This is a genomic window from Streptomyces sp. NPDC055966 (genome assembly GCF_042269865.1).
GTDB lineage: Bacteria > Actinomycetota > Actinomycetes > Streptomycetales > Streptomycetaceae > Streptomyces.
The window spans coordinates 47,654-62,027 of the sequence record NZ_JBHJYK010000021.1; the positions used below are offsets into that span (position 1 = coordinate 47,654).

General features: G+C 71.9%; 12 protein-coding genes. 7 read left to right on the forward strand and 5 right to left on the reverse strand.

Annotation, left to right across the window (positions count from 1 at the left end; all coding sequences use genetic code 11):
- Positions 1–42 precede the first annotated feature (42 nt).
- A complete protein-coding gene (locus ACFC8N_RS35985; RefSeq protein WP_376293113.1) occupies positions 43–1,677 on the reverse strand; it encodes an alpha/beta hydrolase in 1,635 nt (544 codons plus the stop codon).
- Between the two features lie 308 nt (positions 1,678–1,985).
- Here ACFC8N_RS35985 and ACFC8N_RS35990 point away from each other — a divergent pair, with 308 nt between their 5' ends.
- The 3 genes from ACFC8N_RS35990 (at position 1,986) to ACFC8N_RS36000 (ending at position 4,059) form a co-directional block, all read left to right on the forward strand.
- Positions 1,986–2,624 (forward strand): chaplin, encoded by a 639-nt coding sequence (locus tag ACFC8N_RS35990; RefSeq protein ID WP_376293115.1) that lies wholly within the window; start codon positions 1,986–1,988, stop codon positions 2,622–2,624.
- A 74-nt stretch (positions 2,625–2,698) separates the two neighbouring features.
- A complete protein-coding gene (locus ACFC8N_RS35995) occupies positions 2,699–3,208 on the forward strand; it encodes a hypothetical protein (RefSeq protein ID WP_376293118.1) in 510 nt (169 codons plus the stop codon).
- The gene (locus ACFC8N_RS36000) at positions 3,205–4,059 is read left to right on the forward strand and encodes a GNAT family N-acetyltransferase (RefSeq protein WP_356032295.1); all 855 of its coding nucleotides are present in this window, start codon (positions 3,205–3,207) and stop codon (positions 4,057–4,059) included. Before ACFC8N_RS35995 ends, ACFC8N_RS36000 begins: the two co-directional genes overlap by 4 nt.
- A 13-nt stretch (positions 4,060–4,072) precedes the next feature.
- Here ACFC8N_RS36000 and ACFC8N_RS36005 read toward each other — a convergent pair whose 3' ends face one another.
- Positions 4,073–4,549, reverse strand: a complete 477-nt coding sequence (locus ACFC8N_RS36005) for a nucleoside deaminase (protein WP_376293120.1) — start codon at positions 4,547–4,549, stop codon at positions 4,073–4,075.
- A 190-nt stretch (positions 4,550–4,739) separates the two neighbouring features.
- Between ACFC8N_RS36005 and ACFC8N_RS36010 the strand changes: the two genes are divergently transcribed.
- A complete protein-coding gene (locus ACFC8N_RS36010) occupies positions 4,740–5,516 on the forward strand; it encodes a GNAT family N-acetyltransferase (protein ID WP_376293122.1) in 777 nt (258 codons plus the stop codon).
- A 189-nt stretch (positions 5,517–5,705) separates the two neighbouring features.
- Entirely contained in the window at positions 5,706–7,172 is a 1,467-nt protein-coding gene (locus ACFC8N_RS36015; protein ID WP_376293125.1) for a hydrolase, read from the forward strand.
- A gap of 57 nt (positions 7,173–7,229) precedes the next feature.
- Here the strand turns inward: ACFC8N_RS36015 and ACFC8N_RS36020 are convergent, their stop codons facing one another.
- Positions 7,230–9,950: an exo-beta-D-glucosaminidase gene (locus ACFC8N_RS36020; RefSeq protein ID WP_376293127.1), complete on the reverse strand. Its 2,721-nt coding sequence runs from the start codon at positions 9,948–9,950 to the stop codon at positions 7,230–7,232.
- Positions 9,951–10,077: 127 nt separating this feature from the next.
- Positions 10,078–11,265 (reverse strand): ROK family protein, encoded by a 1,188-nt coding sequence (locus ACFC8N_RS36025; protein ID WP_376293129.1) that lies wholly within the window; start codon positions 11,263–11,265, stop codon positions 10,078–10,080.
- Between the two features lie 138 nt (positions 11,266–11,403).
- Here ACFC8N_RS36025 and ACFC8N_RS36030 point away from each other — a divergent pair, with 138 nt between their 5' ends.
- Positions 11,404–12,837, forward strand: coding sequence for an APC family permease (locus ACFC8N_RS36030; protein ID WP_376293131.1), 1,434 nt, complete (start codon positions 11,404–11,406; stop codon positions 12,835–12,837).
- A gap of 125 nt (positions 12,838–12,962) precedes the next feature.
- Positions 12,963–13,475, forward strand: a complete 513-nt coding sequence (locus ACFC8N_RS36035; protein WP_356032279.1) for a GNAT family N-acetyltransferase — start codon at positions 12,963–12,965, stop codon at positions 13,473–13,475.
- Positions 13,476–13,532: 57 nt separating this feature from the next.
- Here the strand turns inward: ACFC8N_RS36035 and ACFC8N_RS36040 are convergent, their stop codons facing one another.
- The gene (locus ACFC8N_RS36040; RefSeq protein ID WP_356032277.1) at positions 13,533–14,171 is read right to left on the reverse strand and encodes a hypothetical protein; all 639 of its coding nucleotides are present in this window, start codon (positions 14,169–14,171) and stop codon (positions 13,533–13,535) included.
- Positions 14,172–14,374 lie beyond the last annotated feature (203 nt).

Genomic DNA, 14,374 nt, shown 5'->3' on the forward strand with positions numbered 1-14,374 from the left:
CGGTCACGTGCGGGGGTGCGGGCCGCCGGGGCGCGCCTGTCGTCAGTCGCCGGAGTCCGTGGCGTCGCTCCAGGCCTTCCCGTCGGCCGGGCAGGAGCTGCCGTTCGGTGGCAGGGAGCCGTACAGCAGGAAGTCGTCGACCGTCTCGTGCACGCACGTGGAGGAGGTGTACCCGGTGTGGCCGTCGCCCTTGTTGTCCAGCACCACCGCCGGCGACCCCAGCCGCGCGGCCGTCTCCACGGTCCACCGGTACGGCGTCGCCGGGTCGCCGCGCGTGCCCACGAGCAGCATGTCACCGGTGTCGACGTTCTTGACCCGGTCGCGGACGAAGTCGGTGCCCCTGGGGCGGCCGTAGCACATGAGCAGCTGGGTCAGCCGGTAGCGGCCGAAGACCGGGGAGGCCTGCTCGTACCGGGCCAGCAGGTTCTTCAGGTCCGCGACGATCCGGTTCGCGGTGGGCCGGTCGGGGTCGTCCGCGCAGTTGATCGCCATCAGCGCGGCCGTCAGGTTGTCCGCCGGGACGTCCTGCGGATCGACGATGCCGCCCTTCCTGTGGTGCCCGCCGGAGGCTGCCGACGTCGCCGCGCCCGACCGCAAGGGCAGGCTGGAGCCGCTGGTCGCGAAGGCCAGCACGCCCCGGGTGTCGCCCTCCTGCGTCAGCGAGGCCAGCGCCCGCTCCAGCGAGGGCCACAGGTCCCTGCTGTACAGGCCCTGCCCGATGGCGCCCACCAGGTCCTGCCCGGAGAGGCTGCCGCCGAGGTCCGTCGGCACCGGGTGCGCGTCGAGCGAGCGCACCAGCCGCACGATCTGCTCCCCGGCGGCACGCCGGTCCTGGCCGAACGGGCAGGCGACGTCCGTCGTACACCAGTCCAGGAAATCGTCCAGCGCGGTCTGCTGACCCTCGGCTCCCGCCACTCCCTGCTCGGACAGCGGCTCCGTCAGGGTGTCCACGCCGTCGAGGGCGAACCGTCCGACCTTGTGCGGGAACTCGGCCGCGTAGACGGCGCCGAGCCGGGTTCCGTAGGAGAAGCCCAGGTAGTTGAGCTTCTTGTCGCCGAGGGCCTGGCGGATGACGTCCAGGTCGCGGGCGGCGTCCACGGTGCCTATGTGGGCGAGCACCGGGCCGGAGTGCCGGGCGCACTCGGCGGCGGCCAGCTTCAACTGCCGCAGCAGCTCCTGGGGATGGTCGAGGCCGGCGCTGTCGTCCGCCGCGTCCGAGGCCTCGCCGGCGCCCTCGCCGCAGCTGACGGGGGAGGAGCGGCCGACGCCGCGCGGGTCGAAGGTGACCACGTCGTAGCCGTTGGTCAGGTCCATGAACTCCCGCCCGTCCGACGCGAGTTCACTGATCCCGGCACCGCCGGGACCGCCGAAGTTCAGCAGCACCGAGCCGTGCGAGGGGCCGGTCGCCCGGTAGCGGGCCAGGGCTATGTCGAGGGTTCCCGAGCGCGGACGGGCGTAGTCGAGCGGGACGGTGACCGCGGTGCACTGGAGGTCCTTCGGCATGTCCGGGCTGTCGCAGGACGACCACGTCGGCTTCTGCCGGTAGAACCGGGACAGGTCGGGCTGCGGCCGGGCGGCGGCGGTCGCGGGCAGTCCGGCGCCGAGCAGCGCCAGGGCGAGGAATCCGGCCCCCGCGCAGCGCCGCACGGCGGACCGTGTGGTCGGCTTGGCCAGCATCGATCGCCTCCCGGGACGCCTGTCGCGGACCGGCGGACGGCGCCCTCGGATCACCATAAGCGGGCCCTGCGGCGCCCGCCTCCGGGCGGGCGGGCAGCCCTTCGGTGTCGTACGATTCGCGTTTTATGTTCCCTGATATCGATCATTGAGCGGCTTTACGTGCGGTTCGATAACAGTGTCGCTCGACGGGGTGAAAGACCGATACGCCATAACTCGGATGGTTCACCTGCGTTTTACGGGGTGCGGGTGAGTGCCCGCGACGATGTCTGGAAGGCAGGGAACCTATGAGACGGGCTACCCGAAACGGTGTGATCGCCCTCGTCACCGCCTCCGGAGCGATGGCCGTGGCGCTGCCGGTGTCCGCCGCCTTCGCGGCCGACGGCAGCGCCGCCGACGGCACCGCGGCCGGCTCGCCCGGGCTGATCTCCGGCAACGGCATCCAGCTCCCGGTGGATCTGCCGGTGAACGCGTGCGGCAACACCGTCGACGTGGTCGGACTGCTCAACCCCGCGATGGGCAACCGCTGCGCCAACACCGGCGCCCACCCAAAGGACCGCGCGGCCACGTCCGGCGGAGCCGCCGCCCACGGCGCCGCCCATGACTCGCCCGGGGTGCTCTCCGGCAACGGCGTCCAGCTCCCCGTCGACCTGCCGGTGAACATCAGCGGCAACAGCGTCAACGTGGTCGGCATCGGCAACCCGGCCGTCGGCAACACCTCCGTCAACGGTCCCGTCGGCCACCCCCGCACCCCCCGGCACCCGCACACCCCGCCGCCGGCGCCCGTGCGGCACCGCACCGTCCCGCCCGCACCCGTGCCGGAGCCGTCGGTTTCCACGCTCGCCCACACCGGCAGCGACGCGACCCTCCCCGCCGCGGCGGGCAGCGCCGCGCTCCTGCTCGGCGGCGCGGTCCTCTACCGCCGCTTCCGCCCGGGCCGCACCCGCTGACCTCCCGGCACCCGGCGAGGGCCCCACCGGACGCCGGCCCGGTGGGGCTTGATCGTGTGCAGTACGTTGTCCAGGTGACGGACGGCATACGCGGGCGATGGCGGGCGCTGCCGCGCCGGGCGCGGGCGGCTCTCGTGCTCTACGCCGCTGGGTTCCTGGAGGGCACCGGCTACCACGCGCTGGATCTGGCCCGCGGCGGCCTGCACGTCTATGCCGCCGCCGGCCCACTGCCGTTGCAGGTGTTCTTCGTCGCCCTGGTCGCCCTCGACCCGCTCGCCGCCGCCCTGACCCTGCGGCTGCGCCCCTGGGGCTTTCGGCTGGCGGCCGCCGTGATGACACTGGACGTCCTCGCCAACTGGTACGTCAACTGGCCCTGGGTGACGGCGCATCCCTGGGCGGTGCTGCGGCCGGTGGGGCTGCTGCCGATCACCCTCTTCGGGCTGTTCGTCGTCGTGACGGCACCCGCGCTGCTGCGCGCGGCGCGCGGTCGAGCAACGGCCGATCTTGTCATGGCGCGGCCCCCGTCGATCCGGAAGGATGCGGGACGGCAGCCCGGTCCCGACGGAAATGGAGCGCACCGATGACCCCTGCAGCCCCCCACGACCTCGTCGTCACGCAGGCCACACTCGACGACTGGCCGATGATCGCCGCATGGGCGGCGGCGGAGGGCTGGAACCCCGGAGTGTCCGACGGGCCCGCGTTCTTCGCGCAGGATCCCGAAGGGTTCTTCCTCGGCCGGATCGACGGGGAGCCGGTGTCGGCCATCTCGGTCGTCAACTACGGCCAGGAGTACGCCTTCCTGGGCTGCTACCTGGTCCGCCCCGACCTGCGCGGCCACGGCCACGGCCTCACCACCTGGAAGACCGCCCTGGCGCACGCCGGGAGCCGCACCGTCGGCCTGGACGGAGTCGTCGCCCAGCAGGACAACTACCGCCAGTCCGGCTTCGAACTCGCCCACCGCACCATCCGGTTCACCGGCATCGCGCCCCAGGGCGAGGTGCCCGGAGACGTCCGCCCGGCCGGTCCCGGCGATCTCGCCGCCCTCACCGCCTACGACAGCGTCTGCTACCCGGCCGACCGGCCCCGCTTCCTCACCGAGTGGCTCACCGGCCCCGGCCACCGGGCCTTCGTCCGCCACGACGGCGGGCGTCCGACCGGGTACGGCGTGCTCCGCCCCGGCCACGACAGCCTGCGCATCGGCCCGTTGTTCGCCGACACCGCCGAGGACGCCCGGGCCCTGTTCACCGCCCTCACCGCCGAGGCCGAAGGCCGCGAGGTGGCCATCGACGTGCCCGAGCCGAACGCGGCCGGCATCGCTCTCGCCGAAGAGGCCGGATTCCGCGCCTCCTTCGAGACCGCCCGGATGTACACCGGCCCGGTCCGCGAACACGCCCGGCACCGCGTGGTCGGCGTGACCACCCTCGAACTCGGCTGAACGGCAGGGGGACTTACGACCGTAGGCGGCGCCGGTGCAGCTCGCGCACCTCGTCCACCAGCTCCGGCACCGGCCCCTCCACGGCCACGCCGGGCGCGACCTCCTGGACGGGCAGCGGCCGCACCGGCGCCTGCGGCGCACCTGACTCGGCCGACCAGGCGGTGAGTTGGGCGGAGGAGGCGACGTACACGATGCGGCCGAGCCCCACCCACGCGTGCCCGGCCGCGCACATCGGGCAGTGCTCGCCGGAGGTGTAGACGGTGGCGCCCGCCCGCTCCTCGGCCGTCAGATGCGCGGCCGACCAGCGCGCCAGCTCGAACTCGGGATGCCGGGTGTGGTCGCCGCCGGCCATCCGGTTGCGGTCCTCGGCCGGCACCGTGCCGTCCGCCGCCACGAGCACCGACCCGAACGGCTCGTCACCGTTCTCCAGCGCCTCGACGGCCAGCTCCACGCAGCGGCGCAGATGCCGCAGCTCACTGTCCTTCACCATCGTCCACCGACCTCCTGACCGCATGATGTCCGGCGGCGCAGGTTACGGCCACCGGGACCGGCCCGGCCGGCGGCTTTGCCTCCGGGCAAGAGCGCGCCACACGGCCGGACCGGGCGGTCGTACGGCCGCACGGAGCTGTCGTACGGCCAATTCCGTTGCCCGGCCGGAGCCGATCTGCTCAGCTGGGCGCATGGATCACACGGCGGTGCTCGCACTCTACGACCGGGACGTGCGCGAGCGAGCGCGCCCCGACGGCCCCGGCGCCGGGGTCGAGCGGGCCGGCGCGGTCGTGCGGCAGGTCGCGGACGCCCACGGCTGGAACGGCGTGCTCTGGAGCGACCTGGACGAGGCCGGTGCCGACCGGGCGATCCGCGACCAGATCGCCCGCTTCACCTCCCTGGGCCGGGACTTCGAGTGGAAGCTCTACGGCCACGACCGGCCGGCCGACCTGGGTGCCCGGCTCACCGCCGCGGGATTCCGGGCCGAGCCCGAGGAGACGCTGCTCGTCGCCGAGACCGCGCGGCTCGCCCTGGACGCCGAACCGCCCGCCGGTGTCCGGCTCGTGGAGGCCGCCGACGAGGCCGGGGTCGACCTCGTCGTGGACGTGCACGAGAAGGCCTTCGGTACCGACGGTACGCGGCTGCGCCACCGGCTGCTCGCGCGGCTGGCCGCCGATCCCGGCACGGTCGTCGCCGTGGCCGCGCTCGCCGGTGACGAACCGGTCAGCGCGGCCCGCATGGAGCTGGTGCCCGGCACCCCGTTCGCCGGACTGTGGGGCGGCGGCACCGTCGAGGCCTGGCGCGGCCGGGGTCTCTACCGCGCCCTGGTCGCCCATCGCGCCCGCGTGGCCGCCGCCCACGGCTACCGCTATCTCCAGGTCGACGCCTCCCCGATGAGCCGCCCGATCCTCCAGCGCCTCGGCTTCCGCACACTGAGCACCACCACCCCATATCTGTACGGGAATTGAGGGCGCTCCTGCCGGGCGGGGGCGGGGAGAGGTCCCGTCCGTTCATTGCCGGGACTTTCTGTTCACCGGGCTGTCATGCCATGTACCTTTCAAACAGTCCACGCGTGTAGAACCCTCAACCCGGCTCTACGCGCGCAGATTTGGCGGCCCCCCAACCGCCTCTCCCCACCCCTCATGGAGGTTCGCCGGATGCTTGGATCCAGGAGATCCCGCCGCAGACTCACCACCGCCCTGGCCGGTTTCGGGCTGCTCCTCACCGGAGCCGCCGTCCAGGTCGGCAGCGGCAGCACCCCCGCCCATGCGGCCACCACGCACCGCGTCCTGTTCGACAACGCCCACGCCGAGACGGCAGGCAACGCCGACTGGATCATCTCCACCAGTCAGCCCGACCCGCTCGGTGAGAACTCCTCCCCGTCCGCCGAGACCGACTGGACCGGCGCCCTGTCCTCCTGGGGCGTGGCGCTCCAGAAGACCGGCGACTACAGCCTGAAGACGCTGCCGTCGGGCTCCAGCCTCAGCTACGGGGGCTCGTCCTCGACCGACCTGTCGAACTTCGACACGCTGGTCCTGCCGGAGCCCAACACGCTGTTCACGAGCGCCGAGAAGACGGCGATCATGAACTTCGTGAAGAACGGCGGCGGCCTGTTCATGATCTCCGACCACACCGGCTCGGACCGCAACAACGACGGCTACGACTCGGTCCAGATCCTCAACGATCTGATGACCAACAACAGCGTCGACTCCAGCGACCCGTTCGGCTTCTCGATCGACTCGCTCAACATCAGCTCCGACCACCCGGCCGCGATCAGCGACAGCACCGACCCGGTCCTGCACGGCTCCTTCGGGACCGTCACCAAGAGCCTGATCGCCAACGGCACCACCGCCACCCTCAAGCCCGGCGACAACTCCGCCGTCAAGGGCCTGCTCTACCGCACCGGTTACTCCGGAAACACCGGCGCCTTCTTCCTGACCAGCACCTTCGGCAGCGGCCGCGTCGCCTACTGGGGCGACAGCTCCCCGATCGACGACGGCACCGGCCAGGCCGGCAACACCCTGTACGACGGCTGGAACGACTCCAGCGCCACCAACGCGGCCCTCGCGCTCAACGCCACCGCCTGGCTGGCCGGCTCGGGCACCAGCACCGGCGGAGGCGGCGGCACCGGTGGCGGCGGCACCGGCACCTGCACCGCCGCCCAGCTCCTCGGCAACAACGGCTTCGAGTCGGGCAACTCCACCTGGAGCGCCTCCAGCGGTGTCATCACCAACTCCAGCGGAGAGGCCGCCCGTTCGGGCTCGTACTACGCCTGGCTCGACGGCAACGGCACCGCCACCACCGACACCCTCTCCCAGTCGGTGAGCATCCCGTCCGGCTGCACCTCGGCCGAGCTCGGCTTCTACCTGCACATCGACACGGCCGAGACCACCACCAGCACCGCCTACGACACCCTCAAGGTGCAGGTGCTGAACAGCTCCGGCACGGTCCTCGGCACCCTGGCCACGTACTCGAACCTGAACGCGGCCTCCGGCTACACCCAGCGCAGCTTCGACCTGAGCAGCTACGCCGGGCAGACCGTCACCCTGAAGTTCACCGGCACCGAGGGCTCCAAGTACCAGACCTCGTTCGTCGTGGACGACACCGCGCTCGACGTCGCCTGAGCCGAACAGCACTGCGGGGGCGGGCCGTTGGAGCCCGTCCCCGCACCCTTGTCCCCTTCATCCCGCCGGAACCGTCCGCTCGGGCGTGTTCCAGCCGGAGACCCGCACGCCCGGCGCCGAGCCGTGCAGGTCGGCCGTCCGGTAGGTGGCCGTCAGCGTCACCGACTCGCCCGGCCACAGGCTCACCTCGTTGCCCGACCAGCGCACCGGAAGCACCGGCCTGCCCTGCGCGTCCACGAGATGGACGTCCGCCAGCAGGACCGGGGTCCTCCCGCTCCCGGTGCCGCGCAGGGTGACCGTCGTGGTCGAGGTCCCCTCCGAGGCGGTCGTGGCCGCCGTCGCCGACACCGGCACCCGAGTCATCGACGCGAGCCCGGTGAGGTCCGCGTAGCTCGTCGTCGGCGTGTAGTACCAGGTGGTGCCGGACCAGTCGAGGGTGTCGGGGCGGGTGGACAGCCAGTACACGTTCCGGCTCACCTCCCTGCCCGTCGCGTCCGTCAGGTCCAGCCGGAGCAGATACGTGCGCGCCAGTCCGCTCACCGAGGCCGGGAGGGTCAGCGGGGTGGTGTGGGCGCCGTCGCCGTCCACCGAGACGTCGCGTACCGACGCGGCGTACCTCTGGGTGCCGTCGGGGTCGAAGAGGGCGGCCCGTGCGGTGAGTCCGTGCGCGGCGTCGTGCCGGTTGTTCACGACGGCGACCTGGCGGTTGTCATACCCGTACTGGATGTGCAGCGGTTCGTTCGCCTTCTTCGCGCCGAAGTAGGCGCCGCCCTGGTCGAGATACCGGTCCGTCAACTGCCAGTGCAGGGACGTCCAGCCGCTGTTGAACATCCAGTGGATCACCCCGGTCGCGGGCTTCGAGGTATCCGTCGCGTTGCGCCCGTACGCCTCGAACTGGGCCCGGACGTCCTCGTACTGGGCCAGCTGGGCCTTGCGGACGTAGTCGGCGAGGCCCTTCGGGGCGCCGTAGCGGCCGGTGAGGGCGTTGTCGTAGATCTTCAGCGTGCCGAAGACGGAGGACGGCGAGCGGTGGTACTGCCGGGCGCCCGGATCCTGCCAGAGGGTGTCGAGCTCGGCCGGGGTGAGCATGCGGCGCAGGGTGTCGAGGGTGGGGATGCTCGGGCCCGCGCTGGTCTCGGAGTTGAAGCCGGTGGCCCCGCCCTCGCGCTTGGCGTACCAGTAGCCGGGCGGCACCCAGTCGTACGGTCCGGTCATCTTCAGGCCTGAACGGCCCAGTTGCGGCGAGGAGTTGTCCGATGCGGCGGAGACGACGGGGTCCGGCCAGTCGGCCGCCTTCAGGGCGTCCAGGTAGGTCTTCTCGATCCTCGCGTCGGGTGCGAAGTCGCTGCCGATCAGGAAGGAGATCACGCTGGGGTGACCGCGCAGCCGGGCGGCCTCGGCGGCCATGGACGCCTTCGCCACCGGATAGTCGGCGTCGGTCCAGGGCTCCCCGGGCTCGTCGGCGCCGTTGACGTTGCCCTCCCACTTGTCGCAGCACTCCCAGCCGGGGAGCGTGAGGACGCCGTAGCGGTCGGCCAGGTCGAAGAACTCGTCCGGTTCCAGGTGCCCTTCGAGGCGGATCGTGTTCAGCCCGAGGTCGACGGCGTACTTCAGCCGGTCCTCGACGTAGCGGCTGTCCCAGCGCAGGAACTCGTCGGGCGACCAGCCGCCGCCCTTGATCAGCAGCGGGCGGCCGTTGATCCGGTACCGGCGGGCGCCGTCGGTGTTCAGCGGTGCCTGGACGTCGCGGATGCCGAAGCTCTCGTGCGCGGTGTCCGACGTCGTACCGGCGACGGACGCGGTGAGGCCCAGGTCGTACAGCGGCTGCCCGCCCATCCCGGCCGGCCACCACACCTTCGGCGCGGTCAGGTGCAGGCCCGGGGTGTCGGCGGGGGAGAAGGTGACAGTCTTCGTCTCGTGCGCGGCGAGCGGGACCCGGCGGGTGAAGGTGGTCGTGCCGAGGGTGCCGGTGACGTCGGCCGTGACCGGGCCGCCGGTGTCGTTGCGGGCCTGTGCCGTCACCGTCAGGTCGGCGGTGGCCAGCGACGGCACGGCCAGCCTGGTGTCCACGTGTGCGTCGCGCAGCGCGACCGGGCCGCCCCTGCGCACCAGGACGTCCCGGACGATGCCCATGTTCCGGTCGGGCGGCGGCTGGAGCCAGTCGATCCAGCCCGTCGTGAGGTCCTTGGCCGGGTCGTTGGGCCGGATACGGAAGGCGACCGTGTTCGTGCCGGGCCGCACCAGCGAGGTGACGTCCAGTTCGTGGTGCGTGTAGGCGCCGGTGACGTCCTCGGTGGTCGCGACCCGGTGGCCGTCGACGTACACGTCGGCCGCCGAGACGACCCCGCTGAAGTCGAGGTAGGTGCGCCGGGAGGTGTCCTGGACGGTGAAGTCGGCGCGGTACCACCAGGGGACCTGGAAGTCGGCCGTCGGGATCTTCTGCTGGTTGGTGGAGAAGAACGGGTCGGCGTAGACGCCGTCGGCGAGCAGCGCGGCGAGCACAGTGGAGCGGGCGCCCGCCGGATACCAGCCCGTCGCCGGATAGCCGGGGGAGGAGACCGTGGCGGCGGCGTCGGTCACCTTCGCCGAGGACTGGATGGCGTAGCCGGTGAGCGCGGTGCCGGTGCCGGCCGCCGAGGCGACGCGGGTGACCGGGGCCGGTGGCGGCTGTTGCCGTGCGCCGGCCCAGGCGCCGCTCGTCAGCGAGCCGCCGAGCAGGCCGAGGACCAGCGCGGTGGCGGCGTACCGGCGTGCCGAGGGGGTGGGGCGAGGGAACACGGCGGTCTCCAGGCTCGCTCGTAAAGTTAGGAAACTTTACTAACTCCGGCTCACGCTAGGGCGCCGCACGGGGCGTGTCAATGACCCTGGCCGGAGCGGGACTTCGACCGGGCGGCCGGTCGGATGACTAGTGCGTGCCGGCCGCCCTGCGCTCGAACACCAGGTCCCGGGCCGTGTCCAGCGCCGTGGCCACCGCGCCCAGCAGCACCGCGTCCTCGCCGAGCCGGCTCGGGGCGATGCGCGGGCGCAGCGGGGTGAGGGTGCGCACCCGCTCCTGGACCGGCCGCAGCAGCAGGTCGACGCTGTGGCCGACCCCGCCGCCGAGCACCACGAGGTCCGGGTCGAGCACGGCGGCGGCCGCCGCCACGGTGTGCGCGATCCGCTCGGCCTCCAGCTCCACCGCCTGCCTGGCCGCCGGACTGCCCTGCCGGGCCGCGTCGAAGACGGTCTTCGCCGTGAGCTGCCCGCTCATCCCGAACCGCCGGGCGGCCTCCACCACGGCCACCCCGGACACCGCGTCCTCCAGCCGCTCAGGCTTGTGCCGGCCCGGCCACGGCAGGAACCCGATCTCGCCGGCCAGCCCGCGCGCCCCCGTGAACAGCCGCCCCTCGCTGACCACGCCCATGCCGAGACCGGTGCCGATGAGGATGTACGCGAACAGCCGGCTGCCGGTGCCCACGCCGTACGTGTACTCGCCGAGCGCGGCGAGGTTGGCGTCGTTGTGCACCTCCAGCGGTACGCCCAGCTCCTCGCGGATCCGGTCGACGAGCCCCGCCCGGCCCCAGCCCGGCAGATGCATCGCGTACCGCACGCGCCGCTGCTTCTCGTCGTAGACACCCGGCGTGCCGACCACCCCGTGCACCACCTCGGCCGGATTCACCCCGGAGCCCGTGATCGCCTGGCGAGCGGTGCCCACGACCAGGTCGGCCAGCGCGCCGGAGGTGCGGGCGCGGTTGCGTACGTCGCAGCGGGCGACGACCGTGCCGTCCAGGTCGGCGACCGCCACCCGCAGCCAGCCCCGGCCGATGTCGACGCCGAGCGCGTGCCCGGCGGCGGGGTCGGGGGCGTAGAGCACGGCGGTGCGGCCGCGCTCCGGGGCGTGGGTGCCGACCTCGTGCACCAGGCCGGCGCCGGCGAGCGAGGCCAGCGCGCTGGACACCGTCGGCTTCGACAGGCCGGTCTCGCGCGCCAGTTGGGCGCGCGAGGCGGCACCCTGGGCGCGCAACCGGCCCAGCAGCAGCCGCTCGTTGGTGCTGCGCAGCCGCCGGCGGTTCCAGGGCTGTTCCTGCTGCTCTACGACATCGCTCCCGGCCATTCCACCATTCTCGTGCATTCTTCACGCCTACTTGACGCCGCTAGTAAGGCTCCTTAACTTTATCGCCCAGTCAGCCCGGCCCGGGCGGAGTCGTCGCGCAGGAACGCGGGCCGCGCGCCCGTCGCGTCAGGAGTCCCCATGTCCGGTAGCCCGCCGCCCCCGGGCGGTTTCGTCCGCCGTGTCGGCCTGTTCCAGGCCACGGCCATCAACATGAGCCAGATGTGCGGCATCGGCCCGTTCGTGACGATCCCGCTGATGGTCGCCGCCTTCGGCGGACCACAGGCGGTCATCGGCTTCGTGGCGGGCGCGGTCCTCGCGCTGTGCGACGGACTGGTCTGGGCCGAACTGGGCGCCTCCATGCCCGGTTCCGGCGGGAGTTACGTCTATCTCCGCCAGGCCTTCCAGTACCGCACCGGACGGCTGATGCCGTTCCTGTTCGTGTGGACGGCGATGCTCTTCATTCCGCTGATCATGTCGACCGGTGTGGTCGGTTTCGTGCAGTACCTGGGCTATCTGGCCCCCGGTCTCGGGCAGACGGCGGGCGATCTGATCGGTCTCGGCGTGATCGTCCTGGTCGTGCTGCTCCTGTGGCGCGGTATCGAGCACATCGCCCGGATCACCGCGGTCATGTGGACCGTGATGATCGCCTCGGTGGTCCTGGTGATCGTCGCGGCGGCCACCGACTTCAGCCCGCACCGGGCCTTCACCTACCCGTCCGGCGCCTTCGACCTGACGAGCGACCACTTCTGGCTCGGCTTCGCCGCGGGCCTGACCATCGGCATCTACGACTACCTCGGCTACAACACCACGGCCTACATGGGCGCCGAGATCAAGGACCCGGGCCGCAACCTCCCGCGCTCGATCCTCTTCTCCATCCTCGGCATCATGGCGATCTACCTGCTGCTCCAGATCGGCACGCTCGGGGTGATCGACTGGCACCGGATGACCGACCCGCACGACATCGCCTCGACCTCGGTGGCCTCGGCGGTGCTGGAGGAGACCTGGGGCAAGGGGGCCGCCGACGTGGTGACCGTGCTGATCCTCGTCACCGCGTTCGCCTCGGTCTTCACCGGACTGCTCGGCGGCTCCCGCGTCCCCTACGACGCCGCCCGCGACCGCGTCTTCTTCCGCCCCTACGAGCGGCTGCACCCCAGGCACCGCTTCCCGATGCTCGGCCTGGCCACCATGGGCGTGATCACCGCGGTCGGCTTTCTGATCGGCCGCCACACCGACCTTGCGACCCTGATCCAGTTGCTCACCACGGTCATGGTGATCGTCCAGGCGCTCGCCCAGATCGTCGCGCTGACCGTCGTGCGCAAGCGACAGCCGGACCTGCGCCGCCCCTACCGGATGTGGCTCTACCCGCTGCCGAGCATCGTCGCCTTCGCCGGCTGGTGCGTGATCTACGGATACGCCGACAAGAACTCCCCGGGCCGCCACCCCATCGAGTGGTCCCTGGCCTGGCTGGCCCTCGGCTGCGTCGCCTTCGTGGTCTGGGCCCGGCTGGAGAAGGTGTGGCCGTTCGGCGCGAAGGAGATCACCGAGGAGTACAAGGTCCTCGAACCGGGCTGAGCCGGGGCGGCTGAGCCGGCCGACTGCGCTGGGCAGCACAATACCCCCGTGATGAGCTAGAGTTGCACCAGTCTTTGTGAGCCTCCCCGGACCGGACGCCATGTCCGCCGGGGAGGCTTTCGTTCATGAACGACACATTCCCGGCGGACGTGACCGTCCGCCCCGCGATCCCTGAAGACCGGCCCACCGTCGAGCGGCTGTGGCTGATGTTCCATCACGACCTGTCCGAGTTCCGCGGGACGCTGCCCGGCGTCGACGGCACCTTCCGCAACGAGCGGGTCGAGCAGGCCTTCACCCGGCCCGGCTGGGCGCCGTACCTCTTCCTCACCGACGGCCGTCCGGCCGGCTTCGCGTTCGTGCGCGCGCTGGACACGCCGGTGCGGGTGCTGAACGCCTTCTTCGTCGTGCGCGGTGCGCGGCGGCTCGGGCTCGGGACGCGGGCCGTACGGGACGTGCTGCGCCGGCATCCCGGGAACTGGGAGATCCCCTTCCAGGACGAGAATCCGGCCGCCGCACGGTTCTGGGCGCATGTCGCCCGGGACATGGCCGGGGACGCCTGGACGCGCGAGCCCCGGCCGGTGCCGGACCGGCCGGGGCTTCCCCCGGATGTGTGGATCTCGTTCGCCGTGACCGGCTGACCTGGCCCGGTCACCTGGATCGGTCACCGGGCCCGGATCGGCCGGAACCGGGCCTGGTTACCGGTTCTGCGCGTGGTCCGACGCGTCCTCGACCCAGGAGACCAGCTTGCCGTCCGGCTTGAGGACCACGTGCAGGCCGTTGTTCTCGCCGTGGGCGGCGCGGCCCTTGGCGGCGAGGGTGTCGAGCTTGTGGCCGTGGGCGTAGATGTCGGCCTCGTAGTGGTGGGGGCCGAGCCTGTAGACCTTGCCGGTCGAGGTGTCGTCGGCCAGCGTGCTGACGGAGACGAGGATGCGCTGGGCGACGGGCTGCGGCTTGGGCTTCGGCTTGGCCCGCTCGACCCAGGACGTCACCTCGCCGTTCGGGCGCAGTGTGACGTGCAGGCCGTTGTTCTCGCCGTGGGCGGGCTTGCCCTTGGCCACGAGGGTCCCGAACTTGGTGCCCTTCGCCCAGATCTCCGCCTCGAAGTGCTGGTGGTGCTTGCCGGTCTTGTAGACCTTGGCGACGGAGACCTTGTCCGCGAGCCGGACCGTCTTGACGAGGACCCGCTTGTCCTTGCAGTGGTGGTGGGCCGCGGCGTGGGCGGCGGGCGCCGGCTGGGGGGCCGCGGCGGCGAACGCGCCGGAGGCCGAGCCGGCCAGGACGGCGGTGGCGCCGGCGGCGACGAGGGTGGTGCGCAGGGTGCGACGTGCACGCATCGGTGAACAGTCCTTCGATCGGTTTCGTTCGTCGGTGTGTCTTCGACGCTACGGACCGTCCATCAAGGTCACCCATACGTCATGTAACAGGTGTTCGTAACGTTCCCCTCGAATCACCTCATAATCCATCATTGAACGGGCGAATTCGCAGGAGATTCCAAGGACGCGCCTGCGAATCTGCTGGTCGGCTTGACATGCAAGTA

Coding starts and splice junctions, on each gene's coding strand:
- ACFC8N_RS36000 (WP_356032295.1), top strand. CDS start 3,205: ATGACCCCTGCAGCCCCCCACGACCTCGTCGTCACGCAGGCCACACTC.
- ACFC8N_RS36030 (WP_376293131.1), top strand. CDS start 11,404: ATGTCCGGTAGCCCGCCGCCCCCGGGCGGTTTCGTCCGCCGTGTCGGC.
- ACFC8N_RS36025 (WP_376293129.1), bottom strand. CDS start 11,265: ATGGCCGGGAGCGATGTCGTAGAGCAGCAGGAACAGCCCTGGAACCGC.
- ACFC8N_RS36035 (WP_356032279.1), top strand. CDS start 12,963: ATGAACGACACATTCCCGGCGGACGTGACCGTCCGCCCCGCGATCCCT.
- ACFC8N_RS36005 (WP_376293120.1), bottom strand. CDS start 4,549: ATGGTGAAGGACAGTGAGCTGCGGCATCTGCGCCGCTGCGTGGAGCTG.
- ACFC8N_RS36010 (WP_376293122.1), top strand. CDS start 4,740: ATGGATCACACGGCGGTGCTCGCACTCTACGACCGGGACGTGCGCGAG.
- ACFC8N_RS35985 (WP_376293113.1), bottom strand. CDS start 1,677: ATGCTGGCCAAGCCGACCACACGGTCCGCCGTGCGGCGCTGCGCGGGG.
- ACFC8N_RS36015 (WP_376293125.1), top strand. CDS start 5,706: ATGCTTGGATCCAGGAGATCCCGCCGCAGACTCACCACCGCCCTGGCC.
- ACFC8N_RS36040 (WP_356032277.1), bottom strand. CDS start 14,171: ATGCGTGCACGTCGCACCCTGCGCACCACCCTCGTCGCCGCCGGCGCC.